The sequence below is a fragment of the Acidovorax sp. Root217 genome (assembly GCF_001428645.1).
In the GTDB taxonomy this organism is placed as follows: Bacteria; Pseudomonadota; Gammaproteobacteria; order Burkholderiales; family Burkholderiaceae_C; genus Acidovorax.
On sequence record NZ_LMIH01000016.1, the window covers coordinates 173,710 to 200,025 of the forward strand.

A 26,316-nucleotide genomic window follows, 5' to 3' on the forward strand; every position below is an offset into this window, starting at 1 on the left:
TTTGTCGCTGCGACAAGCCTTCGATTATAGCCCAACTTTTCAGGCCGTCTGGAATTTTCGCCAGATTGTCTTGCCGTTGCTGGCCTTGTCGATCTGCGTGAGCACATCGGCGTGCGACGCCACTTCCTGTTCGCTGGCAGGCAGCACGGGCAGCACCAGGGCGCTCAGGTCGATGGCAGCCACGCTGATGCCGCCGGCGCTGTCGTCCGTGTCGTCGATCACCAGCAGCGCATCCTGCCCGCGCGTCATGTTGATGTAGACGTCGGCCAGCAGCTCGGCATCGAGCAAGGCGCCGTGCAGCGTGCGGCCCGAGTTGTCCACCTCCAGGCGGTCGCACAGCGCGTCCAGCGAGTTGCGCTTGCCGGGGAACATCTCCTTGGCCATGGCCAGGGTGTCGGTCACGCTGCCCACGTAGGTCTTGAGCGGCGGGCGGCCCGTGAGTTCGAGCTCCTTGTTCAAAAAGCCCACGTCGAAGGCCGCGTTGTGGATGATGACCTCGGCGTCCTTCAGGTACTCAAGGATGTCGGGCGCCAGCTCGGCGAACTTGGGCTTGTCGCGCAGGAACTCGTTGCTGATGCCGTGCACCTTGAGCGCGTCCTCGTGGCTATCGCGCCCCGGGTTGAAGTAGAAATGCAGGTTGTTGCCGGTGAGCTTGCGGTTGAACAGCTCCACGCAACCGAGTTCGATGATGCGGTCGCCACCTTCGGCCGAGAGGCCGGTGGTTTCGGTATCGAGAACGATCTGCCGTGTCATGTCAGTGATTCTCTTTCGCGTGGTTGATCGTGTACTTGGGGATTTCCACGGTCACATCGGTTTGCGCCAGGATGGCCTGGCAGGACAGGCGCGATTGGGGTTCCAGGCCCCAGGCGCGGTCCAGCAGGTCTTCCTCTTCTTCTTCGGCATCGTTGAGCGAGGACAGGCCCTGGCGCACGATGACGTGGCAGGTGGTGCAGGCGCAGCTCATGTCGCAGGCGTGCTCGATGTCGATGTGGTTGTCCAGCATGGCCTCGCAGATCGAGGTGCCGGCAGGCGCCGTGATTTCGGCGCCGGCAGGACAGTATTCCGGGTGGGGCAGGATTCGGATGACGGGCATGGCGGGCGTCTTGTTCTTGTAAGGGATGAAAAAGGGGCGGTCAGAAGGACTGCACGTTGCGGCCGGCCAGCGCCTGCTGGATGCCGCGGTTCATGCGCTGCGCGGCAAAGGCTTCCGTGCCCTTGGCCAGGGCTTCGGTGGCGGCCTCGATCACGGCGGCATCGTCCGATTCGCGCTGCTGGCGCAGGGCCTGCATCAGGGCGTCGATCTCGGTGCGCTCTGCGGCCGACAGCACGTCGCCATCGGCGTCGAGCGCACTCTGGGTGGCCAGCAGCATGCGGTCGGCGTCCACGCGGGCCTCGACCACGGCGCGGGCGCGCATGTCCTGCGCTGCGGTGGCAAAGCCGTCCTGCAGCATGCGGGCGATCTCGTCGTCCGACAGGCCGTAGGAGGGCTTCACGTCGATGCGTGCTTCCACCCCGCTGCCCTGCTCCTTGGCGCTCACGCTCAAAAGGCCGTCGGCATCGACGGTGAAGGTCACGCGGATGCGCGCCGCGCCGGCCGCCATGGCCGGAATGCCGCGCAACTCGAAGCGCGCGAGGCTCCGGCAGTCCTGCACCAGGTCACGCTCGCCTTGCAGCACGTGGATGGCCAGGGCGGTCTGGCCGTCCTTGTAGGTGGTGAAGTCCTGCGCCTTGGCGGTGGGAATGGTCTCGTTGCGCGCCACGATGCGCTCCACCAGGCCACCCATGGTCTCGATGCCCAGCGACAGCGGGATCACGTCGAGCAGCAGCAGGTCGCCCGCCGTGTTGTTGCCGGCCAGCTGGTTGGCCTGGATCGAGGCGCCCAGGGCCACCACCTCGTCGGGGTTGAGGTTGGTCAGCGGTGTGGTGCCGAAGAAGTCGGCCACGGCCTGCTGCACCTGCGGCATGCGGGTGGAGCCACCGACCATGACCACGCCCTGCACTTCCTCGCGGGTGAGGTGTGCATCGCGCAGCGCACGGCGCACTGCCACCATGGAGCGCGCCGTGAGCGGCGCCGTGGCGGCCTCGAAATCCGCGCGCGAAACGGCGTACTGCACGCCCTCGCCTGCCAGCTGTGCGGTGAAGGGGGCGCTGTCGGCGGCGCTCAGCGCCTCCTTGCAGGCACGTGCCGCCATGCGGGCCGCGACCTTGTCGCCGGGCGCCTCCACCGTGCGGCCCAGTTGCTGCAGCACCCACTCGGCCAGGGCGGCATCGTAGTCGTCGCCGCCCAGGGCAGAGTCGCCGCCCGTGGCGATGACCTCGAACACCCCCTGCGTGAGGCGCAGGATGGAGATATCGAAGGTGCCGCCACCCAGGTCGTACACGGCGTAGACGCCCTCGCTGCCATTGTCCAGCCCGTAGGCGATGGCTGCGGCCGTGGGCTCGTTGATCAGGCGCAGCAGGTGGATGCCGGCCAGTTGGGCCGCGTCCTTGGTGGCCTGGCGCTGGGCGTCGTCGAAGTACGCGGGCACGGTGATCACCGCGCCGTACAGGTCGTCGTTGAAGGTGTCTTCGGCGCGGTAGCGCAGCGTGGCCAGGATCTCGGCGCTCACCTCCACGGGCGACTTCACGCCGCCCACGGTGGCCAGACTCACCATGCCCAGGGCGCTGTCGGCCGGGGGCACGAAGTCGTAGGGCAGCTTGCCGGCATCGGCCACGTCGGCCAGGCCCCGGCCCATGAAACGCTTGACCGAGGCAATGGTGTTGCGCGGGTCCTCCACCTGCGCGGCCACGGCGTCGTGCCCGATCTGGCGGCCGCCCTCCTCCAGGTAGCGCACCACCGAGGGCAGCAGCACCCGGCCCTGGTCGTCGGGCAGGCATTCGGCCACGCCGTTGCGCACGGCCGCCACCAGGGAATGCGTGGTCCCGAGGTCGATGCCCACGGCAAAGCGCCGCTGGTGCGGGTCGGGGGACTGGCCGGGTTCGGAGATCTGCAAAAGCGCCATGGAGTGATTCTTGTCGTCGTGTTCTACGTTGTCTGCAAGCCCGCCGCGCGGCCCGCAGGAAAGGGGGCAAGCCCCGCTACCCTCTATTGTCCCAGTTGATCCCGGCGGCGTTCGATGTCGTCGGCAAATCGCGCAATGAACATGAGGGCTCTGACCTCGCGCGCCGCGCCTGCGGCATCGCCCTCGTCGTCCAGCAACTGGCCGCAGCGGGCCAGCGCTGCGCGCCGCGCCTGCTGTACCTCGTCGTCCAGAGCCTCCAGAGCGGCCTCACCCTCTGCGTCTTCGAGCGCTTCGCGCCATTCCATCTGCTGCATCAGAAAGGCCGCCGGCATGGCCGTGTTGTCCTCGGCGCGGATGGGGGCAGCGCGCAGCTCGCACAGGTAGGCGGCGCGGCGCAGCGGGTCCTTCAGGCGCTGGTAGGCCTCGTTGATGCGCACCGACCATTGCATGGCCACGCGCTGGGCGGCGGCGCCCTGGGCGGCGAACTTGTCGGGATGGGCTTCGCGCTGTAGCTCCTTCCAGCGCGCATCGATGGCGCTGCGCTCCTGCGCAAAGCGCTGCGCCAGGCCGAACAGCTCGAAATCGTCGGATTGCAGGTTCATGGAGGGGAAAGGGTCAAGAAAAAACCGCCAGCACAGAGGTGCGATGGCGGTTTGGCTGGGCAGTCGGCGCCGGCACCAGGGCCGGCACAGCAAGCGACTAGACGCGGAAGCTCTCGCCGCAACCGCAGCGGTCGCGCTCGTTGGGGTTGTTGAACTTGAAGCCTTCGTTCAGGCCCTCGCGCACGAAGTCGAGCTCGGTGCCGTCGATGTAGGCCAGGCTCTTGGGGTCGATCAGCAACTTCACGCCATGGTTCTCGAACACCACGTCTTCAGGCGCGCTGTCGTCCACGTACTCGAGCTGGTAGGCCAGGCCCGAGCAGCCCGTGGTCTTGACGCCCAGGCGCACGCCCAGCCCCTTGCCCCGGCGGGACAGGTAGCGGGTCACGTGCCGCGCAGCGGCTTCGGTCAGCGTGATGGCCATGGTCGATCAGGCAGCCACTGCGGCAGCGTGCTTGGTCTTGTAGTCGAGCACTGCGGCCTTGATGGCGTCTTCCGCGAGGATGGAGCAGTGGATCTTGACGGGCGGCAGGGCCAGCTCTTCGGCGATCACGCTGTTCTTCAATGCAGCCGCTTCGTCCAGCGTCTTGCCCTTGACCCATTCGGTCACGAGCGAGGACGAGGCGATGGCCGAGCCGCAGCCATAGGTCTTGAAGCGTGCGTCTTCGATCACGCCGGTTTCGGGGTTCACCTTGATCTGCAGCTTCATCACGTCGCCGCAGGCGGGCGCGCCCACCATGCCGGTGCCCACCGAATCGTCACCCTTGTCGAAGGAACCCACGTTGCGGGGGTTCTCGTAATGGTCAACCACTTTGTCTGAATAAGCCATGATGTGTACCTCTTCAATTCGTCAAATGCAATTCGGTCAGTGCGCAGCCCACTGGATGGTGCTGATGTCGATGCCATCCTGGTACATCTCCCACAGCGGGCTCAGCTCGCGCAGGCGGGCGACGTTCTCGCGGATGGTGCCAATGGCGTAGTCGATCTCTTCCTCGGTCGTGAAACGGCCGATGGTCATGCGCAGGCTGCTGTGGGCCAGCTCGTCGCTGCGGCCCAGGGCACGCAGCACGTAGCTGGGCTCCAGGCTGGCCGAGGTGCAGGCGGAGCCCGACGACACGGCCAGGCCCTTGATGCCCATGATGAGCGATTCGCCTTCGACGAAGTTGAAGCTCATGTTCAGGTTCTGCGGCACGCGGCGCTCCATGCTGCCGTTGATGAACACCTGTTCGATGTCCTTCAAGCCATTGAGCAGGCGCTGCTGCAGCGCGTACGCCTTGGCGTTGGACTCGGCCATTTCTTCCTTGGCGATGCGGAAGGCCTCGCCCATGCCCACGATCTGGTGCGTGGGCAAGGTGCCCGAGCGCATGCCGCGCTCATGGCCGCCACCGTGCATCTGGGCTTCCAGGCGCACGCGGGGCTTGCGGCGCACGTACAGGGCGCCCACGCCCTTGGGGCCGTAGGTCTTGTGCGCGGTCATGCTCATCAGGTCGATGGGCAGGGTGTTCATGTCGATCTCGACGCGGCCCGTGGCCTGCGCTGCATCCACGTGCAGCAGCACGCCTTTTTCACGGCACAGTGCGCCGATGGCCGGGATGTCCTGGATCACGCCGATCTCGTTGTTCACGAACAGGATGCTCACGAGCACCGTGTCGGGGCGGATGGCGGCCTTCAGGGCCTCCAGGTCCACCAGGCCGTCTTCCTTGACGTCGAGGTAGGTGGCTTCAAAGCCCTGGCGTTCGAGCTCGCGCACGGTGTCCAGCACGGCCTTGTGCTCGGTCTTGAGCGTGATCAGGTGCTTGCCCTTGCCCTTGTAGAACTGGGCCGCGCCCTTCAGGGCCAGGTTGATCGATTCCGTGGCGCCACTGGTCCAGACGATCTCGCGCGGGTCGGCGTTGATCAGCTCGGCCACCTGCACACGCGCCTTTTCCACCGCCTCTTCCGCTTCCCAGCCCCAGGCATGGCTGCGCGATGCCGGGTTGCCGAAGTGCTCGCGCAACCAGGGGATCATGGCGTCCACCACGCGGGGGTCCACCGGCGTGGTTGCGCCGTAGTCGAGATAGATGGGAAAGTGTGGAGTCATGGCGTGGCTGGCTCAGGAAGGTTGCTGGCTTGCAAACAACAAGGGGCAGTACAGTAAAAAACGTTCAGGGCGGTGCCGACCCCAGGGCCGGCATGGTCGACCTGGAGGTCAGGACTTGGCGAACACGTTGCCGAGTGCGAACACCGAATTCGGCGCATTCACACGGATCGGCTTGACCACAGGGGTGGTCGAGATGGCGCGGCGCACGATCGGCTTGTCTTCGATCTGCACACCCTTGGCCAGTTGCTCTTCCACCAGCTTTTGCAGCGTGACGGAGTCGAGGAACTCGACCATGCGCTGGTTCAGCGAGGCCCACAGCTCGTGCGTCATGCAACGGCCGGCTTCGCCCAGGCAGTTTTCCTTGCCGCCGCACTGGGTGGCGTCAATGGGTTCGTCCACGGATACGATGATGTCGGCCACCGTGATGTCGCCCGCCTTGCGGGCCAGGGTGTAGCCGCCGCCGGGGCCACGGGTGGATTCCACCAGTTCATGGCGGCGCAGCTTGCCGAACAGCTGTTCCAGGTAGGACAGCGAAATCTGCTGGCGCTGGCTGATGGCAGCCAGGGTGACGGGTCCGTTGTTCTGGCGCAGGGCCAGGTCAATCATGGCGGTGACCGCAAAACGGCCTTTGGTAGTGAGACGCATCGCAAGCTCCTTGTGCTAAGGCTTGTTCGTTGTAGAAACTGCCGACTGCTGACTGTTGGCCAGCAACGACACCGTCTCCGCCCCTTACTCCGCACCGTTGTCCGCTGCGGAGCCCTTCATCGCTGGGCTTTGTTCTTGAGTAGTTTGTAGGAGTATAGCACAAATCCCTATCGAATCAGTCGGGATAAGAAACCAGCGGGTCACTATTTCCCCATACGCGTTTTTACGGACCGCCCAATTCGCCAGGAATGCACTTCCCCGTCCTCATGTCGGGGTGCAAACTCGCTTTCACAAGGCCACGGAATCATTGCCATGCGCACCGAAGGCCTGGTCCTTCAGGCGCGTGAGCTGGTCCCGCACGCGGGCCGCCTGCTCGAACTCGAGGTTGCGCGCGTGGTCGAGCATGGCCTTCTCCAGCCGCTTGATCTCGCGCGCCACGTCCTTCTCGGACATGTCCTCGACCTTGGCGCGCTGCAGCGTTTCCTGCTCCAGGCGCTCGGCATCCTTGCCCGCTTTCTCGCTATAGACGCCGTCAATCAGGTCTCTTACCCTCTTGACAATGCTGCGCGGCGTGATTCCGTGGGCCTCGTTGTGTGCGATCTGTTTGATGCGCCGGCGTTCCGTCTCTCCCATGGCTTTTTTCATGGAGTCGGTGATGCGGTCGGCATACAGGATGGCGTGGCCATTCAGGTTGCGCGCCGCACGGCCTATGGTCTGGATCAGGCTGCGCTCGGCCCGCAGGAAGCCCTCCTTGTCGGCGTCCAGAATGGCCACCAGCGACACCTCGGGGATATCGAGCCCTTCGCGCAGCAGGTTGATGCCCACCAGCACATCGAAGGCGCCCAGGCGCAGGTCGCGGATGATCTCCACGCGCTCCACCGTGTCCACGTCGCTGTGCAGATAGCGCACCTTGACGCCGTTGTCCGTGAGGTAGTCAGTGAGCTGCTCGGCCATGCGCTTGGTCAGCGTGGTGATGAGCACGCGCTCGCGCTTCTCGGCGCGGATGCGGATCTCCTGCAGCACATCATCCACCTGGTGGGTGGCGGGGCGCACCTCCACAATAGGGTCCACCAGGCCCGTGGGGCGCACCACCTGGTCCACCACCTGGCCGGCATGGGTTTTTTCGTAGTCGGCCGGCGTGGCCGAGACGAACACCACCTGGCGCATGCGCTGCTCGAACTCCTCGAACTTCAGCGGCCGGTTGTCCAGCGCCGACGGCAGGCGAAAGCCATACTCGACCAGCGTGGTCTTGCGCGAGCGGTCGCCGCTGTACATGGCGTTGAGCTGGCCGATCATCTGGTGGCTCTCGTCCAGGAACATCAGCGCGTTCTTGGGCATGTAGTCGGTCAGCGTGCTCGGCGGGTCGCCCGGCGCGGCACCCGAAAGGTGGCGCGTGTAGTTCTCGATGCCCTTGCAGTGCCCTACTTCGCTGAGCATCTCCAGATCGAAGCGGGTGCGCTGCTCCAGGCGCTGAGCCTCCACCAGCTTGCCGTCGTCCAGCAACTGTTTCAGGCGCTCGGCCAGCTCGATCTTGATGGTCTCCACAGCCGCCAGCACCTTGTCGCGCGGCGTCACATAGTGGCTGCTGGGGTAGACCGTGAAGCGCGGGATCTTCTGCTTGACGCGGCCGGTGAGCGGGTCGAACAGCTGCAGGCTCTCGATCTCGTCGTCGAACAGCTCGATACGGATGGCCAGCTCCGAGTGCTCGGCCGGGAAGACGTCGATGGTGTCGCCGCGCACGCGGAACTTGCCGCGCGAGAAATCGGCCTCGTTGCGCTGGTACTGCATGCGGATGAGTTGGGCGATCACGTCGCGCTGGCCCAGCTTGTCGCCGGTGCGCAAGGTCATCACCATGCGGTGGTAGCTCTCGGGCTCGCCAATGCCGTAGATGGCCGACACGGTGGCGACGATGACCACGTCGGTGCGCTCCATCAGGCTCTTGGTGCATGACAGGCGCATCTGCTCGATGTGCTCGTTGATCGCGCTGTCCTTCTCGATGAACAGGTCGCGCTGGGGCACATAGGCCTCGGGCTGGTAGTAGTCGTAATAGCTCACGAAGTACTCCACGGCGTTCTTCGGAAAGAACTCGCGGAACTCGCTGTACAGCTGCGCCGCCAGGGTCTTGTTGGGCGCGAACACGATGGCCGGACGACCCATGCGGGCGATCACGTTGGCCATGGTGAAGGTCTTGCCCGAGCCGGTCACCCCGAGCAGGGTCTGGAAGGCTTCGCCGTCGTTCAGCCCCTCGACGAGCTTTTGGATGGCCTCGGGCTGGTCGCCCGCAGGAGGGTACGGTTGGAACAGCTCGAACGGCGAATCGGGGAAGCGCACGAACTCGCCGTCTTGCTGATCCGGTATGACTTCTGATATTTCCAGCATGGGGTAGGTCAACGGTTGGTGGGGGCTAGCCGTTAAAATCGGCGGAACCTGGCACGTTACACCACGCCCGGATTCTTCGCTACTGACAACCTTTCAAGGATTTTCATGTCTCTGTTCACCGCCGTCGAAATGGCACCCCGCGACCCCATCCTGGGCCTCAACGAGCAATTTGCTGCCGACACCAACCCCAACAAGGTCAATCTGGGTGTGGGCGTGTATTTCGACGACAACGGCAAGCTGCCCCTGCTGCAATGCGTGCAGGCCGCTGAAAAGACCATGATGTCGACCCCCACGGCCCGCGGCTACCTGCCCATCGACGGCATCGTGGCCTATGACAATGCCGTCAAGGGCCTGGTCTTCGGCGCCGACAGCGAGCCCGTGACCTCCGGCCGCGTGGCCACCGTGCAGGCCATCGGCGGCACCGGCGGCCTGAAGATCGGCGCTGACTTCCTCAAGAAGGTGAGCCCGAACGCCAAGGTGCTGATCTCCGACCCGAGCTGGGAAAACCACCGCGCGCTGTTCACCAACGCGGGCTTCGAAGTCGACAGCTACGCCTACTACGACGCCGAAAAGCGCGGCGTGAACTTCGAAGGCTTCCTGGCCAGCCTGAACGCGGCCGTGGCCGGCACCATCGTCGTGCTGCACGCCTGCTGCCACAACCCCACCGGCTACGACATCACCGCCGACCAATGGGACCAGGTGATCGCCGCCGTCAAGGCGAAGAACCTCACCCCCTTCCTGGACATGGCCTACCAGGGCTTTGGCCATGGCATCGCCGAAGACGGCGCCGTGATCGGCAAGTTCGTGGCCGCCGGCCTGAATTTCTTCGTCTCCACCTCGTTCAGCAAGAGCTTCAGCCTGTACGGCGAGCGCGTGGGCGGCCTGTCGGTGCTGTGCGCCAACAAGGAAGAAGCCAGCCGCGTGCTGAGCCAGCTCAAGATCGTGATCCGCACGAACTACTCCAACCCACCCATCCACGGCGGCGCCGTGGTGGCCGCCGTGCTGGGCAACCCCGAGCTGCGCGCCCTGTGGGAGAAGGAACTGGCCGAAATGCGCGTGCGCATCAAGGCCATGCGCCAGAAGCTGGTCGACGGCCTGAAGGCCGCCGGCGTGAAGCAGGACATGTCCTTCATCACCACCCAGATCGGCATGTTCAGCTACTCCGGCCTCTCCAAGGACCAGATGGTGCGCCTGCGCACCGAGTTCGGCGTGTACGGCACCGACACCGGCCGCATGTGCGTCGCCGCCCTGAACAGCAAGAACATCGACTACGTCTGCCAATCCATCGCAAAGGTTGTCTGAGTTGAATGATGAAGCGGCGCTGCGGCGCCGCTTCGTGAGCCAGGCGCTCCAGAACCCGCACAACGCGGCCATTCTGGGGCGTTTGCCGCTGCTGGGCCTGCCCGATGCCTGGCTGGTCGCGGGCTGCCTGTTCCAGACGGTGTGGAACCTGCACGCTGGCCACACGCCCGAGGCGCGCATCAAGGACTACGACCTGTTCTACTTCGACGCGGGCGACCTGTCGGCCGCCGCCGAAGAGGCCGTGCAGGCGCGTGCTGCAGCCCTGTTCGCCGACCTGCCCATCACCGTGGAAGCCAAGAACCAGGCGCGCGTGCACCTGTGGTACGAGGGCTGGTTCGGCTACCCCTACACCGCCCTCACCTCGGCGCGCGAGGGCATTGGCCGCTTTCTGGTGCCCTGCACCTGCGTGGGATTGCAACCGACGCCTTCAGGCCCGGTACTGCATGCGCCTTACGGACTCGATGAGCTGTACGCGGGCATCCTGCGGCCCAACCCTGCCTGCCTGCACCTGCCACTGTTCGACGCCAAGGCCGCGAGCTATCAGCAGCGCTGGCCTTGGTTGCAGATCGTGCGGGAATTCACCCCCACAGCACCGAGCGCATCGATATAGACGCCGACTGGAAGCCGGTGTTGAAGAAACGCGGCATTTCGGTCGATTGCACCGCTCCGGCTGCATACAGCAGCGGCAGGTAGTGCTCGTGGGTGGGGTGCGCCTGCTTCGCCACGGGGCCCAGCTTCAGAAAGTCCGCCAGCGCACCGAGTTGGCCCTTCTTGATCTGGTCCTGCACCACGACATCGAACTCCTGCGCCCAGTCGTAGGCCTCGTTGGCCGCCGTGCCCCGGCGCGTCACGCGCAGGTTGTGTACCACGTTGCCGCTGCCCACGATGAGCACGCCGCGCTCGCGCAGCGCCGCCAGCTGCCGGCCGAGCGCATAGTGTTCGGCCGGGGCACGGCTGTAGTCCATGCTCAGCTGCAGCAAGGGGATCTGCGCCTTGGGGAACATGGGCTTGAGCACCGACCAGGTGCCATGGTCCAGGCCCCAGTCGCCCTCGTCCACCCCCAGCGCCGCGCCGGTGGCCGGTGATTTCAGCTCTCGGGCCAGGCTGCGCGCCACGGCCGGTGCGCCCGGCGCGGGGTACTGCTGGTCGAACAGCGCCTGCGGAAAGCCGCCGAAGTCGTGGATGGTCTTGGGGCTGGCCATGCCCGTGAGCTGCCAGCCACCCTGCGTAAGCCAGTGGGCGGAGATGCACAGGATGAGCTGGGGTTGCACCGCGCGCGCCATCAGCTCCGTGCCCAGCGCCTCCCAGGCACGGCGCCAGGCGTTGTCCTCGATGGCGTTCATCGGGCTGCCATGGCCCACGAACAGCACCGGCATGCGCGGCGACGGCTTGAGGGATTGCAACGCGGGCAAGGCGGCGGCACTGCTGAGCGAGGTCACGGTAACTCCCGGAAAAGCAGCCAACCCTGCGAGGGTGGCCAAATAGGTTCTGCGGTGCATGAATGGGAGAAGGTAACAAATTTTGTATAACGCAGGGAGTGAGCGCTCGGCCTGGCCAAAGTTCCGGCCATCGGGTGCCTGCGCATCGCCGCCCTTCCATTCCCATAAAGAGACATGACCACCACCACCCTGCCCCAGCCCCTGCGCAACACCCGCGTCCTGAGCCTTGCCCTGAACCTGCCCGGCCCCGCCGCGCTGATGCGCTGCGCACGCATGGGTGCCGAATGCACCAAGCTCGAACCGCCACCGGTGGCCGGCTACCCAAGCGCCGACCCGATGGGCATCTACAGCCCGGCGGCCTATGCCACGCTGCACCAGGGCGTGCGCGTGCTGCACGCGCACCTCAAGACGGCCGAGGGCCAGGCCACGCTGCACGAGGAACTGGCGCGCACCGACGTGCTGATCACCTCGTTTCGCCCCTCGGCCCTGGCCAAGCTGGGCCTCGGCTGGGAGGCCCTGCAGGCCAAATACCCGCGCCTGTCGCTGGTGCGCATCGTCGGCGCCGCCGCCGAGCGCGCCGAAGAGCCGGGCCACGACCTCACCTACCTGGCCGATGCCGGCCTGGTCACCGGCACCGAGATGCCGCCCACCCTGTACGCCGACATGGGCGGATCGCTGATGGCCAGCGAGGCCGTGCTGCAGGCCCTGCTGGAGCGCGCCCACACCGGCGCCGGCGTGTGCATCGAAGTCGCGCTGGCCGACGCCGCCGCGTGGCTGGCCCAGCCGCGCGACTGGGGCCTGACCACGCCCGGCGGCGACGTGGGCGGCAACCACGCCGGCTACCGCATCTACCCCTGCGCCGACGGCCGCGTGGCCGTGGCCGCGCTGGAGCCCCACTTTGCTGCCAGCCTGTGCGCAGCGGCTGGCCTGCCCGCCACAGGCGATGCAGAGGTGCTGCGCGCCCCCGCCACGCACGAGGCGGTGGCTGGCTTCCTGCGCACGCAGACCCGTGCGCAGCTTGATGCGCTGGCGCAGGCGCAGGACATCCCCTTGCACACCTTGGCCTGATTGGAGCCCACGGCATGCAAAAGCAGGGAACGGTGGCGCGCTGGAACGCCGAGCGCGCCTTTGGCTTCATCCGCAGCCCGGACACCGATGCGGATGTGTTCTTCCACGTGCGCGACTTCCGCGGCGGCGGCGCACCGCGCGAAGGCCAGGCCGTGGTCTACGAAGAGATCCACGTCGGCGGCAAAGGCCCCCGGGCCATGGCGGTGCAGCCCGTGGGCACGCAGGCGGCGGCCGGCACCACGGCACGCGGCAAGGGCACCGCGCCGAAGGCACCGCAGGCACGCCAGCCGAGCAAGGCACCAGCGCCCGCACCCCGCCGTCCGCAGCGTATGCGCACAAACCACGCGGGCAGCGCGGCATCCACCGGGCCTGCGCTGCTCCTGATGGTGCTGTGGGTCGCCCTGCTGGCTTGGGGCGTCTGGAGCGCACGGCTGCCCCTGTGGCTGCTGGGCGCTGCCGCCGCAGTCAATCTGCTGACCTATGTCGTCTACGCCATGGACAAGGGCGCCGCGCAAAGAGGCCAGTGGCGCGTGCCAGAGAAGAACCTGCACCTGCTGGCACTGGCGGGCGGATGGCCCGGCGCCTGGGTGGCGCAGCAGACACTGCGACACAAGTCGAGCAAGGCCGAGTTCCGGGTCGTTTACTGGGCAACGGTAGTGCTGCACTGCGCAGGCCTTGCGGCCTGGGTGATGCGCTGGATCGGCTGAAGGAACAGCCCCAATGTGTGATGACAGGTAAATTGTCCCTGGGACTACACACGGCGACATTGCCAACGGCTCCAATGGAAGAAGTATCCACCCCTCCAAAGGAGACGGCCATGAAGCCAATGATTCTTGACTCCACCATGACCAATATGGGCGGCGTGTTCTATCCCACAGGGCATGTGTTCGCCCTGTTCCCCGACGAGGACTGCGTGCGCCAGGCGGCGACGGCACTCGAAGCTGCCGGCCACAAGGGCGAACTGGCCTATGCCAGCCCCGAGGCCATCATGGCCGACATCGTGCGCACACTGGGCACTGCCGATGCGCCCCTGCCCTCCGTAGGCGCCGAAGGCGACATGGTGCGCCGCATTGCCGACCTGGCAGGTACCGGCCACCACGGCCTGCTGATCCAGATGGACAGCAAGGACGAACCCGATACGGTGGTCGCGGCCATCGCTCCCGAAGGCGCTGCCACGGCCTTCTACTACCGCACCTTCATCATCGAAGACCTGGTCACGCCGCCGGTGCCGGACGAGAAGACCCAGTCTGTGGTGGTAGGGACGCACGCAGCGACGAGCTGATCCCTCCCCCGGCCACCCCACCCCGAACCCGCGCTCCGCAAGGCACGCGGGTTTTTCCACATCTGCGGCCGCAGTGCCTGCAGCCAAGGATTTGGTGCCAAGCCGACCGGTTGCCGATATAGTGGTCTTGCGCGGCCAAGGCTCGCACGCTCGCTCACCCACCGGCTCGGTGGCCTGGGGAGCAGATGTAGCCCACCGCATGGGAGGAACCGGTATGGGATTGTCCAGCCACACAAGCCCGCTCCAGGCGCACCGGGCCGCAGGGCCCTGAAGCGCAACAGCAGCCGCCGTGCATGACCAACGCGCGCGAGCCACCAGGCCAAGGACCGCTGCGTTCGACGCTGCGGATCACCTGGCCTTTCCTGCTGATGGTGCTTTTGCTTGCCGCTTGCGCCTCGGGTAGCCTGTATGTGCTGTCCGCCGTGCGGGCCTTCGTGGCCGGCGAGAGCCTCTGGACCAAGGGGCAAAAGGACGCCATCTACTACCTGGACCGCTACGCCGCTACCGGCTCCCCAGACGCCTACGCGCAGTACCGCAAGGCCGTCGAGGCCCCCCTGGGCGACAAGGCGGCCCGGCTGGCCCTGCTGGAATCTCACCCCATCGACCTGAACGCCGCACGCGAGGGATTCGCCCGCGGCGAGAACCACCCCGATGACATCGACAGCCTGATCTGGCTGCTGCGCTGGTTCCACCACTTCGAGATCATGCAGCAGCCGCTGGCCCACTGGCTGGTCGGAGACCAGCACATTGCCAGCCTGCAGCTGCTGGCCGAAGAGATTCGGCAGGGCCATGCCGCAGGGCTGGTGGACGCTGCCACGCGCCGCGGCTGGCAGGCCAGCATCCGTGCCATCAATGCGGGCGCCACGCCGGCCGCCCGCGCTTTCAGTACATCACTGGGAGACAGCTCCCGGCGCATCGTGCAATGGCTGCTCTGGGCCAACATGGGCATGGCCGCCGTGCTGATTCTGCTGACCACCTGGCACACCAGGGCGCTGCTGGCCCAGCGACAGCGTGCGGAGCTGGCGCTCGACGCGGAGCGCGAGCAGGCGCATGTCACGCTGGCGGCCATTGGCGATGCCGTGGTGACCACCGATCTGCATGGCAGGGTGCTGTACCTCAATCCCGCCGCCGAGGCCCTGGTGGGCATGGCGGCGCAGGAGGCCACCGGTCGCCCCCTGGCCCAGGTGCTGCAGCTCAATGACGGCACGGGCCCGCTGGGCGCCGACCAGTTGGTGGAGCGGGTGCTGCGCGGCGGACCCACGCACCGCGATGGCTTCACGCCGACCGTGGTGCGGCCCGACCAAAGCCTGGTGCCCATCAAACTGGTGGGCTCGCCCATCCACCACCAGGCCCAGCCTCGCGGGGTGGTGCTGGTGCTGCACGACGTGACGCGCGAACAGCACTATGTGGAGCAGCTGTCCTGGCAGGCCAGCCACGATGCACTCACGGGCCTGGTGAACCGGCGCGAGTTCGAGCGCCGGCTGGAGGCCCTGCTCGCCCAGCCGCGTGCCATGGGGCGCGAAGGCGCCCTGCTCTACGTGGACCTGGACCAGTTCAAGCTCATCAACGACACCTGCGGCCACCAGGCTGGCGACGAGATGCTGCGCGGGGTCTGCCGCATGCTGCAAAGCCACCTGCGCGAGGGCGACACGTTGGCGCGGCTGGGCGGGGACGAGTTCGGCATCCTGCTCAAGGACTGCCCGCCCGGCCCCTCGGCACGCATTGCAGAGCAACTGCGCCAGGCCGGGCACGAACTGCGCGTGCTGTGGGAGGGGCGGCAACTCTCCACCGGCCTGAGCATCGGCATGGTGCAGCTGATCCCCGCGCTCAGTACCATCCAGGAAGCCATGCGCGTGGCCGACATGGCCTGCTACCGCGCCAAGGAGGGCGGGCGCAACCAGGTCTTCATCTACCAGGCGGAAGACATCGAGATGAGCCGCCGTGAAGGCGACATGGATTGGGTGCGGCGCCTGCGCCTCGCGCTGGAGCACGACCGGTTTCGGCTGTATGCGCAGACCATCACGGCCCTACAGGGTGCCAGCATGGGCATGCACCTGGAGGTGCTGCTGCGCCTTGCCGAAAACCATGAAGAGCTCGTATCCCCCGGCTGCTTCATCCCCGCAGCAGAGCACTACGGCATGATGCCCGCCATCGACCGCTGGGTGGTAAGGCACACGCTCGCCCTGCTGGCGCAGCACCAGGCCACGGATGGCCTACCGGTGCACACCTGTGCCATCAACCTTTCGGGCACCAGCCTGGGCGACGAGAGCCTGCTCAAGTACATCCGCAGCGAAATCGAGCAGTCGGGGGTGGATGCGCACAGGCTGTGCTTCGAGATCACCGAGACCAGCGCCATCTCCCACCTGCCCAGCGCGGTGCGGCTGATGAAGGACCTGCAGCAACTGGGCTGCCGTTTCGCGCTTGATGATTTCGGCGTGGGAATGTCCTCCTTCACGTACCTCAAGCACCTGCCGGTGGACTACCTCAAGATCGATGGCAGCTTCGTGCGCGACCTGCTGGACGACCCGACCAACCGGGCCATGGTGGAGATGATCAACCACATCGGCCATGTCATGGGCAAGGAGACCATCGCCGAATTTGCCGAGTCCACGGCCATCGTCGATGCGCTGCGCTCCATCGGCGTGGACCATGCGCAGGGCTATGCGCTCTCGCGCCCCGTGCCGCTCGCGGACTGCCTGCGCGGTAGTTGAGCAAGGGCGCCGCTGCCCAGCGCAAGACCGGGCACCACCAGCAGCACGGCGACCACCAGGGCGCCCGAGACCGGCTCGCCGAGCACCCAGTCCCCACCTGCGGCCGTGAGCAAAGGCACCAACGCGGCGGACAGGGCCGCCCGCGCCGCGCCCAGCCGCGCAATCGCCACGCTGTAGACCACCAGCCCGAGCAGCCCGGCCGCCACGCCCTGCCCCAGCGCCTGCCAGGCCACGTCGGCCCACGGCGCCGAGAGCAGGCGCGGCGCACCCGCCACCAGCAGCACGGGCAGCAACAGCAGGGCCGAGCCCAAGTTCACCACAGCAGCGCCCTGCCATGGCGTGAGGCCGCTGCCGCGGAACGCCAGCGTATACACCGACCACAGCAGCGCTGCCAGCAGGAACAGCAGGTCACCACGCCAGGCACCCTCCACCGCGCGCCAGCCGGCGGCACCGAAGACCCCCATGCCCGCCACGATCAAGGCCAGCCCCAGCAGCCGCGAAGGCGCCGGCCGCTCGCGCGACACCAGCCAGCCGCCCAGCGCGGTGAACACCGGCAGGCTGCCTGCCACGAAGATGCCCATGTGCGCCGCAGGCGCCCACTGCGCCCCCGCCAGCACCACCAGCCCGAACGGCAGGCCACCACACAGCACCAGCAACGCGCAGCGCCTGTACGACAGGCCGGCTGGCCACCCGCTGCGCCGCAACCACAGCGGCGCCAGCACCAGGGCCGGTACGGCATAGCGCAGCACGGCCAGCTCGACCGGCCCCAGCGTGGTGGTGACGCCATGGCGCGAGGCCAGCTGCCAACCGCTGCCGATGAGCGCGGCCGCCAATGCGGCCAGAGCGCCGACCCCGAGTGATGGAATGGAGGAATACAGGCGGCGCAAGGAGGATGCGAAAGCAGGCATGCCCGCAGTCTCGGCGCGGCGCCCTGCTGCGGCTATCAGAATCCTGCGGAGATCAGCCCTGCAGCGCCTGCCGGGCCTGCGCCGGCGTCACGCCGACTGCGCGGCGCAACGCCGTGCCCAGGTGGCTCTGGCTGCTGTAGCCCAGGTCATGCGCCAGGGCGGCCAGGTCGCCCTCCCCCTCGTCCAGGCGCTGCAGCGCGGCCGCCAGCCGCAACTGCTCGCGGTAGGCATGCAGGCCCAGGCCAGTGTGGGCGCGGAACAGGCGCGCAAGGTGGAAATACGAGCAGCAGGCCGCATCGGCGACGTCGTGCAGCGACCAGGCCAGGCCGTCGGCAGCCGCGGTGCGCGTGGCCATGAAGCGCCGCGCCCGCGCCACCGCCGCATGGGCCATGCCGTCGTCGCGCAACACACCCTGCCCGAGCACAGGCCCGGTGGCCTGCTCGCGCCCCTGCGCCAGCGCACGCCAATGCAGGCGCAGCTGCCACAGGGCCCGGGGTGGCAGCGTCCAGGCAAGTGCGCTCTGCGGACTCTCGGCCGATGCGCTGCCGGGCTGCATGCTGACCACCATGTGGCTGCGCGGCGCGGCCTGCCATTCGTGGATCTGGTAGGGCAGCCCGGTGGGCAGGGCCACCACGGTCAGCCCGTCGAGCAGCACCTGCTGCCCCTGCACATGGAACTCGGACACGCCGCACACCGGGAACACCCAGCGTGGCGTGGCCACCTGGTAAACCGGATTACCGGGATGGGCCGCGCCCGCCGGTTTGACCACCCGCTCCACCCGCCACACAGCGGTGTCGGCGTAGAGGATGCGGTCCTGCGGCATGGGCAGTGCCGTGGGTCAGCGGCCCTTGCGGCCGGCCGAGGGCTTGGCCGAGCCGGTCACGCGCGGTGGCAGGCCCGTGTGCTGCGTGAGCATGCGGCCCTTTTGGGGCTGCGTGGACTTGAGCGCCACGCCCTGCGACGGCTTGGATGCCACGGCCGCAGTGCCCGCCTTGGCACCGCCAGGCGTGGAGTTCTTGCGCCGTGCACTCTGGTAGCCCCCATCGGTCAGCGGCTGGAACGTCGGGATCAGGTGGTGCTTGCCGTTGCCGATCAGGTCGGCCCGGCCCATGGCCTTGAGCGCGTCGCGCAGCAGCGGCCAGTTGTTCGGGTCGTGGTAGCGCAAAAAGGCCTTGTGCAGGCGGCGGCGCTTGTCGCCGCGCACGATGTCCACGCCCTCGCTGTCGCGCGTGATCTTGCGCAGCGGGTTCTTGTTGCTGTGGTACATGGCCGTGGCCGTGGCCATGGGGCTCGGGTAGAAGGTCTGCACCTGGTCGGCGCGAAAACCATTCTTCTTGAGCCAGATGGCGAGGTTCATCATGTCCTCGTCGCTGGTGCCCGGGTGCGCCGCGATGAAGTACGGAATCAGGAACTGCTTCTTGCCCGCCTCTTCGCTGAACTTCTCGAACATCTGCTTGAACTTGTCATAGCTGCCGATGCCCGGCTTCATCATCTTGGTGAGCGGGCCCTGCTCGGTGTGCTCGGGCGCGATCTTGAGGTAGCCGCCCACGTGGTGCTGCACCAGCTCCTTCACGTACTCAGGGCTCTTCACCGCCAGGTCGTAGCGCAGGCCCGAGCCGATCAGGATCTTCTTGATGCCCTTGAGCGCGCGGCCGCGGCGGTAGATCTTGATCAGCGGATCGTGGTTGGTGCCCAGGTTGGAGCAGATGCCCGGGTACACGCAGCTGGGCTTGCGGCAGGCGGCCTCGATCTCGGGACTCTTGCAGCCCAGGCGGTACATGTTGGCCGTGGGGCCACCCAGGTCCGAGATAGTGCCGGTAAAGCCGCTCACCTTGTCGCGGATGTCCTCGATCTCCTGGATGATGGAGTCCTCGGAGCGGCTCTGGATGATGCGCCCCTCGTGCTCGGTGATCGAGCAGAAGGTGCAGCCGCCAAAGCAGCCGCGCATGATGTTCACCGAAAAGCGGATCATCTCCCACGCCGGGATCTTGGTCGTGCCGTCGTGGCTGCCGTTCTCGTCGGCATAGCTCGGGTGCGGGCCGCGGGCGTAGGTCAGGTCGAACACATAGTCCATCTCGGCCGTGGTCAGCGGGATGGGTGGCGGGTTGATCCACACATCGCGGGCGGTCACGCCCTCGCCGTGCGCCTGCACCAGGGCCCGCGCATTGCCGGGATTGGTCTCCAGGTGCAGCACGCGGTTGGCGTGGGCGTAGAGCACCGGGTCGCTCTTGACCTGCTCGAAGCTGGGCAGGCGGATCACGCTGCGCTCGCGCGGCGGCACCTTGAGCTTGGCCTTGAGCGCCGGGTTGGCCACGAACAGCATGGGCCGGATGGCGGGGTTGGGCTCGGCCCCAGCGGCTGCGCCGGCCTCGGCATCCAGGGTCCCGTCTTCCTTGCTGCAGGTGCTGCCCTGGGCAGCGGCCTGCTCGCTGGTCGTCATGTAGGGGTTGATGTGCGACTCGACCCGGCCCGGCTCGTCCACGCTGGTGGAGTCGATCTCGAACCAGCCCTTGCCGGTCTCGTCGTCAGGCCGGCGCACGAAGGCCGTGCCGCGCACGTCGGTGATCTGCTCCACGGGCTCGCGCGCGGCCAGGCGGTGCGCCACCTCGACCAGGGCGCGCTCGGCATTGCCGTACAGCAGCAGGTCGCACTTGGCATCCACCACCACCGAGCGGCGCACCTTGTCGCTCCAGTAGTCGTAGTGGGCAATGCGGCGCAGGCTGCCTTCGATGCCGCCCAGGATGATGGGCACGTCCTTGTACGCCTCGCGGCAGCGCTGGCTGTAGACGATGGCCGCACGGTCGGGGCGCTTGCCGCCGATGTCGCCCGGGGTGTAGGCGTCGTCGCTGCGGATCTTGCGGTCCGCCGTGTAGCGGTTGATCATGGAATCCATGTTCCCCGCCGTCACGCCCCAGAACAGGTTGGGCTTGCCCAGTGCCTTGAAGGGGTCGGCGCTCTGCCAGTCGGGCTGGGCGATGATGCCCACGCGAAAGCCCTGCGCCTCCAGTGTGCGGCCGATCACGGCCATGCCGAAGCTCGGGTGGTCCACATAGGCATCACCCGTCACCAGGATGATGTCGCAGCTGTCCCAGCCCAGTTGCTCCATTTCGGCGCGGCTCATCGGCAGGAACTTGGCCGTGCCGAAGCGCTTCGCCCAATAGGGGCGATAGCTGGTCAGCGGCTTGGCTGCGCGCGCGAAAAAGGAGACGTCGACGGGGGCGTTCATGTGGGGGGTGCGAGACCTCGAATGTGCAAGGCCGTTATGGATAACCCGCGATTTTACGTTGGCGAGCCTGTTTTGTCGCCTTGCGTCGGTTTGTCCTATGTATCGACAGGCCATGGCTCCAGGGCATACACTTGCCAAAGTCAATTAATTACATGACAAAAGCAATCAATCATGGAAACCCTGGCCTCCGAAGCTCCTGCAAGTGCCGTGAAGGCCGTGCGCCGTTTCAACCGCTTTTTCACCCGCCGCATCGGCGTGCTCGACCCCTACCTGGGCAGCGAGCTGTCGCTCACCGACGTGCGTGTGCTCTATGAACTGGCCCACCGCGATGCCCTGGTGGCCAGTGACCTGGCCCGCGAACTGGGGCTGGACGGCGGGTACCTGAGCCGCATCCTGCGGCGCTTCGAGGGCGCGGGCTGGATCAGCCGGGCGCCGAGCGCCAGGGACGCGCGCCAGAGCGTGCTCACCATGACGCCGGCCGGGCATGCCGCCTTTGCGCCGTTGCAACAACGCTCGCGCGACGAGGCGGCCGCGTTGCTCGCCCCCCTGCCCGCTCCCCGCCAGGCGGAGCTGGTGCAGGCCATGGAACGCATCGAGGCGCTGCTGGAGCCCGCCACTGCCGCCAGCGGGCCTGCCAGGGTGGCCGTGCTGCGCGACCCGGTGCCTGGCGACATGGGCTGGGTGGTGCAACAGCATGGCGAGATCTACGCCCGCGAATACGGCTGGGACATGCGCTTCGAGGCCCTGGTGGCCGATATCGCGGCGCAGTTCGTGCGCAAGTTCCAGCCCGGGTGGGAAAAATGCTGGATCGCCGAGCTCGACGGCGAGCGCGTGGGCGCCATCTTTTTGGTGCGCAAGTCGGCCACCACCGCCAAGCTGCGCATGCTGATCCTTTCGCCCAAGGCCCGCGGCCTGGGCCTGGGGGCGCGACTCACCGACGAATGCATCGCTTTTGCGCGTGCCAAGGGTTACAAAAAAATGGTGCTGTGGACCAACAGTTGTCTCATTACCGCACGTTCGATCTATGCCAAACGGGGTTTCACCCTCGTCAAGTCGGAGCCCTACGAGGACTTCGGGCAACAATTGGTGGGAGAAACCTGGTCGCTCAAGCTATGACCCGCCCCTCTTCGACACCCACCCTGCGCCTGCTCACCCCGCACGATGACCTGGAGCGGCTGACGGCGCTCATCCACTCGGCCTACGCACCGCATGCCGCCAAGGGCCTGCGCTATTGGGCCACCCACCAGACGGTGGAGGACACGGCCAAGCGCCTGGCCTCGGGCCTGGCACTGGTCATGGAAATCGAAGGGGACTATGCGGCCACGGCCACGCTGCGCGCGCCGCAGCCGGAGTCGAAGGTAGCGCTGTACCGCGACAGCACTGTCTGGTCCATCACGCAGTTCTGCGTGGCGCCCCGCTTCAAGGGCCAGGGCCTGGGGAAGTTGCTTCACGCGGAGCTGGTGCAGAGGGCGCGCAATGCCGGGGCCGCCACCCTGGCACTGGACACCGCCCAACCGGCCCATGCTTTGATTGCGATGTACGAATCCTGGGGCTACCGAGTGGTCGGCGAATGCGACTGGAGGCCGCTCACCAACTACACCAGCGTGCTCATGTCACGCCCGGTCGACAGCACGGCCGCATAAGCAGCCGCCGCCCCATGCGCCGATAGTTCTTACCACTCACCCACTTCACGCACGCGCTGGGCCAGGTCGAACTCTTCCTCGTCCTCGAAATCGGTCGCCGCATCGGCCCGCAGGGCGCTGGCGGCAGCGGCAGGAGACTGCACGGCCATGCGTGGCGTGGAAGATGCAGCGAAGCGGCCGAACACGTGGCTGGCCAGGGTGCTGGGGAGGGAGGCGGTCAATGGCAGTGCGAACATGGCGGGTCCTTGGGTACGTTTGCTTGCTTGTTGTTTGCCGAGAATAGTTATCGGCTATGGGGTCAAGTGTAGGAACGCACCGCGTCTGCGCTTGTGACAGAACGCACACTTACAGGCCCGAGCCCGACCAGCGGGCGCGCGGCTGTGACAGGCGTCACATAACTGCCACCTCCAGCGCCGCAGGTGAAGCATTTGCACCACACCCATCTGGGGGATGCCGGTGTACAGGCCCTGCCGCCGAGTGGCGTGGGCAACGCACAAAAACGCAATCCGCTGTGCCTTATGCTCTGCGCCCCATGCCACAGACCCTTGCAGCCCCCGCCCACAGTGAGCTCATCATCAAGAAGAGCCGCTTCATCGGCTGCGTGCAGCCCATGGCCGACCGCGCCAGTGCGCAGGCCGCCGTGGACGCGCTGTGGAAGCAGCACCCGGGCGCCGCACATGTCTGCTGGGCGCTGCTCGCGGGCGGCCAGTCGGCCGCCGTGGACGATGGCGAGCCCGGCGGCACGGCCGGCCGGCCCATGCTGGACGTGCTGCGCCACCAGGACCTGGAGGGCGTACAGGCCACGGTGGTGCGCTATTTCGGCGGGGTGAAACTGGGCGCGGGCGGGCTGGTGCGGGCCTACACCGACACCATCGCCCAGGCCTTGCTCACGGCGCCCAAAATCATTTTGCAGCGCATGGCCACGCTGCAGTGCATGGTGCCCTATGCGCTGGAAGGCCTGCTGCGCCGGGAGGTGGAGGCCGCCGGTGCCGAGCTGATCGACGTGCAGCACGGCTCGCTGGTCACCCTGCAGATGCGGTTGCCGCAAGCGCAGGCCGACGCCTTCGTGCTGCGCGTCAATGACCAAGGCCAGGGCCGGGTGGGCTGGACCGATACCGCCGCCTGAACACATTGGGCAACCCGCCTACAAGCCCAGGGTGCCACGCCCTTCAAACTACCGACTCCAATGCACCTCGGGAGACGCGATCCATGGGCCAGCCGCTCGACACCATCATCATCGGCGCAGGCACGGCCGGCCTGGCCGCCCTGCGCGAGGTGCGCAAGCGCACCGAGCGCTACCTGATCGTCAATGACGGGCCCTGGGGCACCACCTGCGCCCGCGTGGGCTGCATGCCGTCCAAGACCCTGATCGAGGCGGCCAACGCCTTCCACCGGCGCCACGCCTTCGGCGAATTCGGCATCCGGGGCGCAGATGGCCTTACGGCCGACCTCCCCGCCGTGCTGCAGCGCGTGCGGGCGCTGCGCGACGATTTCGTGGCCGGCGCGATGCAGGCCACCGACGACCTGGGCGGCGCCAGCCTCTCGGGCCGCGCCGTGTTGCTGGATGCGCACACGGTGGACGTAGGCGGCGTGCGCTACCACGCCGACAGCATCATCATCGCCACCGGCTCGAGGCCCGTGGTGCCCGAGGAGTGGCTGGCCCTTGGCGACCGCATCCTGACCACCGACACCCTGTTCGAGCAGCAGACCCTGGGCCCGCGCGTGGCGGTAATCGGCATGGGCGCCATCGGCGTGGAGCTGTCGCAGGCCCTGGCGCGCCTGGGCCTGGAGGTAGCGGCCTTCACCAGCGGCCACACGCTGGGCGGCCTGAGCGACCCGACCCTGAATGCCGAACTGGCGGCACTGCTGAAAAAGGAAATGGTGCTGCACACCCATGCCAAGGCCGAGCTGCGCGAGGTGCCCGGTGGCATCGAGGTCAGCAGCGGCGCCAACCGCGTGGTGGTCGACCACGTCATCGCAGCCATGGGCCGCACGCCCAACACCGAGCACCTGGGGCTTGAGACCCTGGGCGAACCGCTGGATGAAAAAGGCATGCCCCACGTTGATCGACAGACCCAGCAGATCGGCAAGCTGCGCGTGTTCCTGGCGGGCGATGCCAACGACGATGCCGCACTGCTGCACGAGGGCGCCGACGAAGGCCATATCGCCGGCATGAATGCCCTGGCGGCCGAGCCCACGCGCTTCGTGCGCCGTGTGCCCTTGGCCATCGTGTTCTGCGACCCCAATGTGGCGGTGGTCGGCGTGCCCTTTTCCCAACTGGATGCGGCACACACCGTGGTGGGCGCCGTGGACTTCGACAGCCAGGGCCGGGCCCGCGCCGCCCTGCGCAACCAGGGGCGCTTGTGCGTGTATGCGGACAAGGGCAGCGCCCGGCTGCTGGGCGCCGAGATGTGCGCCCCCGGCGGCGAGCACCTGGCCCACCTGCTGGCGCTGGCCGTGCAGCAAAAGCTCACGGTGCACCAGTTGCTGGGCATGCCCATCTACCACCCGGTGCTGGAAGAAGGCCTGCGCACGGCCTTGCGCAATGCCGCCCGGCATCTTCCCGACGCCAGCGCATCGGACCTGGCGGCCTGCACGCCCATCGGGGTTGCCGCGCTGGAATGAAGGGGGCCGCACGGCGCCCCAGGATGTAACAGTGCGCAAACGCCCTTCATTTCAGGCGCAGAATGCCGATAAGAGAGACAAGATTCGGAGAACCCGCATGGATGTCGCACTCACCAACAGCATCGTCAACACCGCCACGGCCCTGGCCAGCCGCGAGACTTCGGACGCCATCAACATCACCGTGCTGAAGAAGGCGCTGGACATCCAGGCCACTTCGGCCGCCACGCTGCTGCAGGCCCTGCCCCAGCCACCGCTGGCCACCTCGGGCTCGCTGGGCACCCAGGTCAACACCTTTGCCTGACCACTGGACCGGAATCTTCCCTTTTTCTCCAAGGTAAGCCCCTCCCAAGCCGCCCCTAGAGGCGGCATTTTTTTGTGCCTTTGCCTGGCCCTGCGGGTGGCGGCCTCCCTGCCATGGCGGCACAGAAGCCCCTCGTGCGCAACGGCCACCGGCATCGTTACAAGATGTAGGTAGACTGGTGAATGAAGAGTAGCCCTGCCTGTCACTGCAATGCGCATTCCATGTACCGCACGGTGGCAAGGCAGTTGGCGGGAGGTGCCGCACTGGCCACCAACGGCTGTGCGCGATGCAGTGCATTCCATATCCACTTGAAAGGCGAAAAATGGCTGAGGCAGTCAAGATGATCAACAACTCCACCGGAATCACCAAGACGGGATTCCATGGGTTTTCATGGACCACTTTTTTCTTCGGTCCGTTCCCCGCCTTGTTTCGAGCGGACTACCTCACGTTCATCGGATATTTCGCCGTTGCCGTCATCTTCGCCGCCATGACGGCAGGCTTGAGCTGGCTCCCGATGTGCATCATCTGGGCCTTCATCTACAACGGCTTCTACACCAAGAAGCTGCTGGAAAAAGGCTATACCTTCAATGACATGCCAGAACGCGTGAACGCAGCCATTGCAGAGCTAAAGCTGGATTCGTCCAGGTACCAGCCTGATGTGCCCGCAGCGTCCCCCAGCCAGGCAACCAATCGATTCATGGGCGAGATGTCCGTGGACAACGATGCCTACAAGCTGTTCCTGGTCAAGAAATACAACATCGAGAAGAACACCACGCTCGATAAATTCGTCGCCAACGAAAAGCTCTTTGGCACCGTGGAGGATGCCATTGCCTACGTCGATGGCATCGAAAAAGGAATCGCGGCCGAACACAGCCAGCGCGCGGCACAACAACAGAATGAAGCCCGGCAGCAGGAGGAAGCTGCCCGCCAGTCCGCCCTGCTGAGCGAGACGGTCGTCGAAGAGGGCAAACTCGCAGGCACACAGTGGACGTACCGCCTGCACCAGGACGGCTCCGTCGTGGTCAAGGATGAGCACGGTGCTGAAACCCGCTACAAGTCCATGGCAGCCGCCAAGGCGGTCATCACCTGGTGGGAGTGACACCCGG

General features: G+C 66.7%; 26 protein-coding genes. 12 read left to right on the plus strand and 14 right to left on the minus strand.

The window, feature by feature from the left end; all coding sequences use genetic code 11:
• Positions 1-39 precede the first annotated feature (39 nt).
• The 9 genes from dnaQ to uvrB all read right to left on the minus strand — a co-directional run bounded on the left by dnaQ (position 40) and on the right by uvrB (position 8,705).
• Entirely contained in the window at positions 40-753 is a 714-nt protein-coding gene (gene dnaQ, locus ASE31_RS17590; RefSeq protein ID WP_057203110.1) for a DNA polymerase III subunit epsilon, read from the minus strand.
• A gap of 1 nt (position 754) precedes the next feature.
• The gene (gene fdx / locus ASE31_RS17595) at positions 755-1,093 is read right to left on the minus strand and encodes an ISC system 2Fe-2S type ferredoxin (RefSeq protein ID WP_057203111.1); all 339 of its coding nucleotides are present in this window, start codon (positions 1,091-1,093) and stop codon (positions 755-757) included.
• Positions 1,094-1,133: 40 nt separating this feature from the next.
• A complete protein-coding gene (gene hscA / locus ASE31_RS17600) occupies positions 1,134-3,002 on the minus strand; it encodes a Fe-S protein assembly chaperone HscA (RefSeq protein WP_057203112.1) in 1,869 nt (622 codons plus the stop codon).
• 83 nt (positions 3,003-3,085) lie between these two features.
• Positions 3,086-3,604 (minus strand): Fe-S protein assembly co-chaperone HscB, encoded by a 519-nt coding sequence (hscB, locus tag ASE31_RS17605; RefSeq protein WP_057203113.1) that lies wholly within the window; start codon positions 3,602-3,604, stop codon positions 3,086-3,088.
• Positions 3,605-3,701: 97 nt separating this feature from the next.
• Positions 3,702-4,025, minus strand: a complete 324-nt coding sequence (iscA, locus tag ASE31_RS17610) for an iron-sulfur cluster assembly protein IscA (protein ID WP_057203114.1) — start codon at positions 4,023-4,025, stop codon at positions 3,702-3,704.
• Positions 4,026-4,031: 6 nt separating this feature from the next.
• Entirely contained in the window at positions 4,032-4,430 is a 399-nt protein-coding gene (gene iscU / locus ASE31_RS17615) for a Fe-S cluster assembly scaffold IscU (protein ID WP_057203115.1), read from the minus strand.
• 36 nt (positions 4,431-4,466) lie between these two features.
• Positions 4,467-5,681, minus strand: a complete 1,215-nt coding sequence (locus ASE31_RS17620; protein WP_057203116.1) for an IscS subfamily cysteine desulfurase — start codon at positions 5,679-5,681, stop codon at positions 4,467-4,469.
• Between the two features lie 108 nt (positions 5,682-5,789).
• Entirely contained in the window at positions 5,790-6,326 is a 537-nt protein-coding gene (iscR, locus tag ASE31_RS17625) for a Fe-S cluster assembly transcriptional regulator IscR (protein ID WP_057203117.1), read from the minus strand.
• Positions 6,327-6,614: 288 nt separating this feature from the next.
• Complete coding sequence (gene uvrB / locus ASE31_RS17630) at positions 6,615-8,705, minus strand: excinuclease ABC subunit UvrB (RefSeq protein WP_057203118.1); 2,091 nt, start codon at positions 8,703-8,705, stop codon at positions 6,615-6,617.
• Between the two features lie 105 nt (positions 8,706-8,810).
• Here uvrB and ASE31_RS17635 point away from each other — a divergent pair, with 105 nt between their 5' ends.
• Both ASE31_RS17635 and ASE31_RS17640 read left to right on the plus strand, forming a co-directional pair.
• The gene (locus ASE31_RS17635; RefSeq protein ID WP_057203119.1) at positions 8,811-10,007 is read left to right on the plus strand and encodes an amino acid aminotransferase; all 1,197 of its coding nucleotides are present in this window, start codon (positions 8,811-8,813) and stop codon (positions 10,005-10,007) included.
• A gap of 1 nt (position 10,008) precedes the next feature.
• Positions 10,009-10,617, plus strand: coding sequence for a nucleotidyltransferase family protein (locus ASE31_RS17640; protein ID WP_369819468.1), 609 nt, complete (start codon positions 10,009-10,011; stop codon positions 10,615-10,617).
• Here the strand turns inward: ASE31_RS17640 and ygiD are convergent.
• Positions 10,586-11,488: a 4,5-DOPA dioxygenase extradiol gene (gene ygiD / locus ASE31_RS17645; RefSeq protein WP_057203120.1), complete on the minus strand. Its 903-nt coding sequence runs from the start codon at positions 11,486-11,488 to the stop codon at positions 10,586-10,588. The two genes, ASE31_RS17640 and ygiD, sit on opposite strands and share 32 nt — an antisense overlap.
• Before the next feature lie 132 nt (positions 11,489-11,620).
• Here ygiD and ASE31_RS17650 point away from each other — a divergent pair, with 132 nt between their 5' ends.
• The 4 genes from ASE31_RS17650 to ASE31_RS17665 all read left to right on the plus strand — a co-directional run bounded on the left by ASE31_RS17650 (position 11,621) and on the right by ASE31_RS17665 (position 16,507).
• Positions 11,621-12,514, plus strand: coding sequence for a CoA transferase (locus ASE31_RS17650; protein WP_057203121.1), 894 nt, complete (start codon positions 11,621-11,623; stop codon positions 12,512-12,514).
• 14 nt (positions 12,515-12,528) lie between these two features.
• Complete coding sequence (locus tag ASE31_RS17655; RefSeq protein WP_057203122.1) at positions 12,529-13,221, plus strand: DUF1294 domain-containing protein; 693 nt, start codon at positions 12,529-12,531, stop codon at positions 13,219-13,221.
• A 110-nt stretch (positions 13,222-13,331) separates the two neighbouring features.
• On the plus strand, positions 13,332-13,796 hold the full coding sequence (locus ASE31_RS17660) for a hypothetical protein (protein WP_057203123.1): 465 nt from the start codon (positions 13,332-13,334) through the stop codon (positions 13,794-13,796).
• A 293-nt stretch (positions 13,797-14,089) separates the two neighbouring features.
• Complete coding sequence (locus ASE31_RS17665) at positions 14,090-16,507, plus strand: EAL domain-containing protein (RefSeq protein ID WP_057203124.1); 2,418 nt, start codon at positions 14,090-14,092, stop codon at positions 16,505-16,507.
• Here ASE31_RS17665 and ASE31_RS17670 read toward each other — a convergent pair.
• Genes ASE31_RS17670 through ASE31_RS17680 form a run of 3 tightly spaced genes read right to left on the minus strand, consistent with a single transcriptional unit; the run spans position 16,456 to position 20,641 of the window.
• Complete coding sequence (locus tag ASE31_RS17670) at positions 16,456-17,415, minus strand: DMT family transporter (RefSeq protein ID WP_082604224.1); 960 nt, start codon at positions 17,413-17,415, stop codon at positions 16,456-16,458. The two genes, ASE31_RS17665 and ASE31_RS17670, sit on opposite strands and share 52 nt — an antisense overlap.
• Positions 17,416-17,467: 52 nt before the next feature.
• A complete protein-coding gene (locus ASE31_RS32260; RefSeq protein WP_057203125.1) occupies positions 17,468-18,238 on the minus strand; it encodes a helix-turn-helix transcriptional regulator in 771 nt (256 codons plus the stop codon).
• Positions 18,239-18,253: 15 nt separating this feature from the next.
• Positions 18,254-20,641, minus strand: coding sequence for a YgiQ family radical SAM protein (locus tag ASE31_RS17680; protein WP_057203126.1), 2,388 nt, complete (start codon positions 20,639-20,641; stop codon positions 18,254-18,256).
• Between the two features lie 171 nt (positions 20,642-20,812).
• On the opposite strand from ASE31_RS17680, the gene ASE31_RS17685 reads away from it, so the two are divergent.
• The gene (locus tag ASE31_RS17685) at positions 20,813-21,757 is read left to right on the plus strand and encodes a bifunctional helix-turn-helix transcriptional regulator/GNAT family N-acetyltransferase (protein WP_057203127.1); all 945 of its coding nucleotides are present in this window, start codon (positions 20,813-20,815) and stop codon (positions 21,755-21,757) included.
• Positions 21,754-22,284 (plus strand): GNAT family N-acetyltransferase, encoded by a 531-nt coding sequence (locus ASE31_RS17690; RefSeq protein ID WP_057203128.1) that lies wholly within the window; start codon positions 21,754-21,756, stop codon positions 22,282-22,284. The genes ASE31_RS17685 and ASE31_RS17690 overlap by 4 nt, the downstream gene beginning before the upstream one ends.
• A gap of 29 nt (positions 22,285-22,313) precedes the next feature.
• Here ASE31_RS17690 and ASE31_RS17695 read toward each other — a convergent pair whose 3' ends face one another.
• Positions 22,314-22,520: a hypothetical protein gene (locus tag ASE31_RS17695; RefSeq protein ID WP_057203129.1), complete on the minus strand. Its 207-nt coding sequence runs from the start codon at positions 22,518-22,520 to the stop codon at positions 22,314-22,316.
• A gap of 296 nt (positions 22,521-22,816) precedes the next feature.
• Between ASE31_RS17695 and ASE31_RS17700 the strand changes: the two genes are divergently transcribed.
• The 4 genes from ASE31_RS17700 (at position 22,817) to ASE31_RS32265 (ending at position 26,309) form a co-directional block, all read left to right on the plus strand.
• Positions 22,817-23,410, plus strand: coding sequence for a YigZ family protein (locus tag ASE31_RS17700; RefSeq protein ID WP_057203130.1), 594 nt, complete (start codon positions 22,817-22,819; stop codon positions 23,408-23,410).
• Between the two features lie 83 nt (positions 23,411-23,493).
• Positions 23,494-24,909: a dihydrolipoyl dehydrogenase gene (locus tag ASE31_RS17705; RefSeq protein WP_057203131.1), complete on the plus strand. Its 1,416-nt coding sequence runs from the start codon at positions 23,494-23,496 to the stop codon at positions 24,907-24,909.
• A 97-nt stretch (positions 24,910-25,006) separates the two neighbouring features.
• Positions 25,007-25,210: a YjfB family protein gene (locus ASE31_RS17710; RefSeq protein WP_057203132.1), complete on the plus strand. Its 204-nt coding sequence runs from the start codon at positions 25,007-25,009 to the stop codon at positions 25,208-25,210.
• Between the two features lie 340 nt (positions 25,211-25,550).
• The gene (locus tag ASE31_RS32265) at positions 25,551-26,309 is read left to right on the plus strand and encodes a DUF2628 domain-containing protein (RefSeq protein ID WP_200961127.1); all 759 of its coding nucleotides are present in this window, start codon (positions 25,551-25,553) and stop codon (positions 26,307-26,309) included.
• The last annotated feature ends 7 nt before the right edge of the window (positions 26,310-26,316 follow it).

Coding starts and splice junctions, on each gene's coding strand:
- ASE31_RS17620 (WP_057203116.1), bottom strand. CDS start 5,681: ATGACTCCACACTTTCCCATCTATCTCGACTACGGCGCAACCACGCCG.
- ASE31_RS32265 (WP_200961127.1), top strand. CDS start 25,551: ATGATCAACAACTCCACCGGAATCACCAAGACGGGATTCCATGGGTTT.
- ASE31_RS17670 (WP_082604224.1), bottom strand. CDS start 17,415: ATGCCTGCTTTCGCATCCTCCTTGCGCCGCCTGTATTCCTCCATTCCA.
- uvrB (WP_057203118.1), bottom strand. CDS start 8,705: ATGCTGGAAATATCAGAAGTCATACCGGATCAGCAAGACGGCGAGTTC.
- hscB (WP_057203113.1), bottom strand. CDS start 3,604: ATGAACCTGCAATCCGACGATTTCGAGCTGTTCGGCCTGGCGCAGCGC.
- ASE31_RS17690 (WP_057203128.1), top strand. CDS start 21,754: ATGACCCGCCCCTCTTCGACACCCACCCTGCGCCTGCTCACCCCGCAC.
- ASE31_RS17685 (WP_057203127.1), top strand. CDS start 20,813: ATGGAAACCCTGGCCTCCGAAGCTCCTGCAAGTGCCGTGAAGGCCGTG.
- ASE31_RS32260 (WP_057203125.1), bottom strand. CDS start 18,238: ATGCCGCAGGACCGCATCCTCTACGCCGACACCGCTGTGTGGCGGGTG.
- ASE31_RS17650 (WP_057203121.1), top strand. CDS start 11,621: ATGACCACCACCACCCTGCCCCAGCCCCTGCGCAACACCCGCGTCCTG.
- ASE31_RS17635 (WP_057203119.1), top strand. CDS start 8,811: ATGTCTCTGTTCACCGCCGTCGAAATGGCACCCCGCGACCCCATCCTG.
- ASE31_RS17700 (WP_057203130.1), top strand. CDS start 22,817: ATGCCACAGACCCTTGCAGCCCCCGCCCACAGTGAGCTCATCATCAAG.
- ASE31_RS17680 (WP_057203126.1), bottom strand. CDS start 20,641: ATGAACGCCCCCGTCGACGTCTCCTTTTTCGCGCGCGCAGCCAAGCCG.
- hscA (WP_057203112.1), bottom strand. CDS start 3,002: ATGGCGCTTTTGCAGATCTCCGAACCCGGCCAGTCCCCCGACCCGCAC.
- ASE31_RS17705 (WP_057203131.1), top strand. CDS start 23,494: ATGGGCCAGCCGCTCGACACCATCATCATCGGCGCAGGCACGGCCGGC.
- ASE31_RS17695 (WP_057203129.1), bottom strand. CDS start 22,520: ATGTTCGCACTGCCATTGACCGCCTCCCTCCCCAGCACCCTGGCCAGC.
- ASE31_RS17665 (WP_057203124.1), top strand. CDS start 14,090: ATGACCAACGCGCGCGAGCCACCAGGCCAAGGACCGCTGCGTTCGACG.
- ASE31_RS17660 (WP_057203123.1), top strand. CDS start 13,332: ATGAAGCCAATGATTCTTGACTCCACCATGACCAATATGGGCGGCGTG.
- dnaQ (WP_057203110.1), bottom strand. CDS start 753: ATGACACGGCAGATCGTTCTCGATACCGAAACCACCGGCCTCTCGGCC.
- iscR (WP_057203117.1), bottom strand. CDS start 6,326: ATGCGTCTCACTACCAAAGGCCGTTTTGCGGTCACCGCCATGATTGAC.
- iscA (WP_057203114.1), bottom strand. CDS start 4,025: ATGGCCATCACGCTGACCGAAGCCGCTGCGCGGCACGTGACCCGCTAC.
- ASE31_RS17710 (WP_057203132.1), top strand. CDS start 25,007: ATGGATGTCGCACTCACCAACAGCATCGTCAACACCGCCACGGCCCTG.
- iscU (WP_057203115.1), bottom strand. CDS start 4,430: ATGGCTTATTCAGACAAAGTGGTTGACCATTACGAGAACCCCCGCAAC.
- fdx (WP_057203111.1), bottom strand. CDS start 1,093: ATGCCCGTCATCCGAATCCTGCCCCACCCGGAATACTGTCCTGCCGGC.
- ASE31_RS17655 (WP_057203122.1), top strand. CDS start 12,529: ATGCAAAAGCAGGGAACGGTGGCGCGCTGGAACGCCGAGCGCGCCTTT.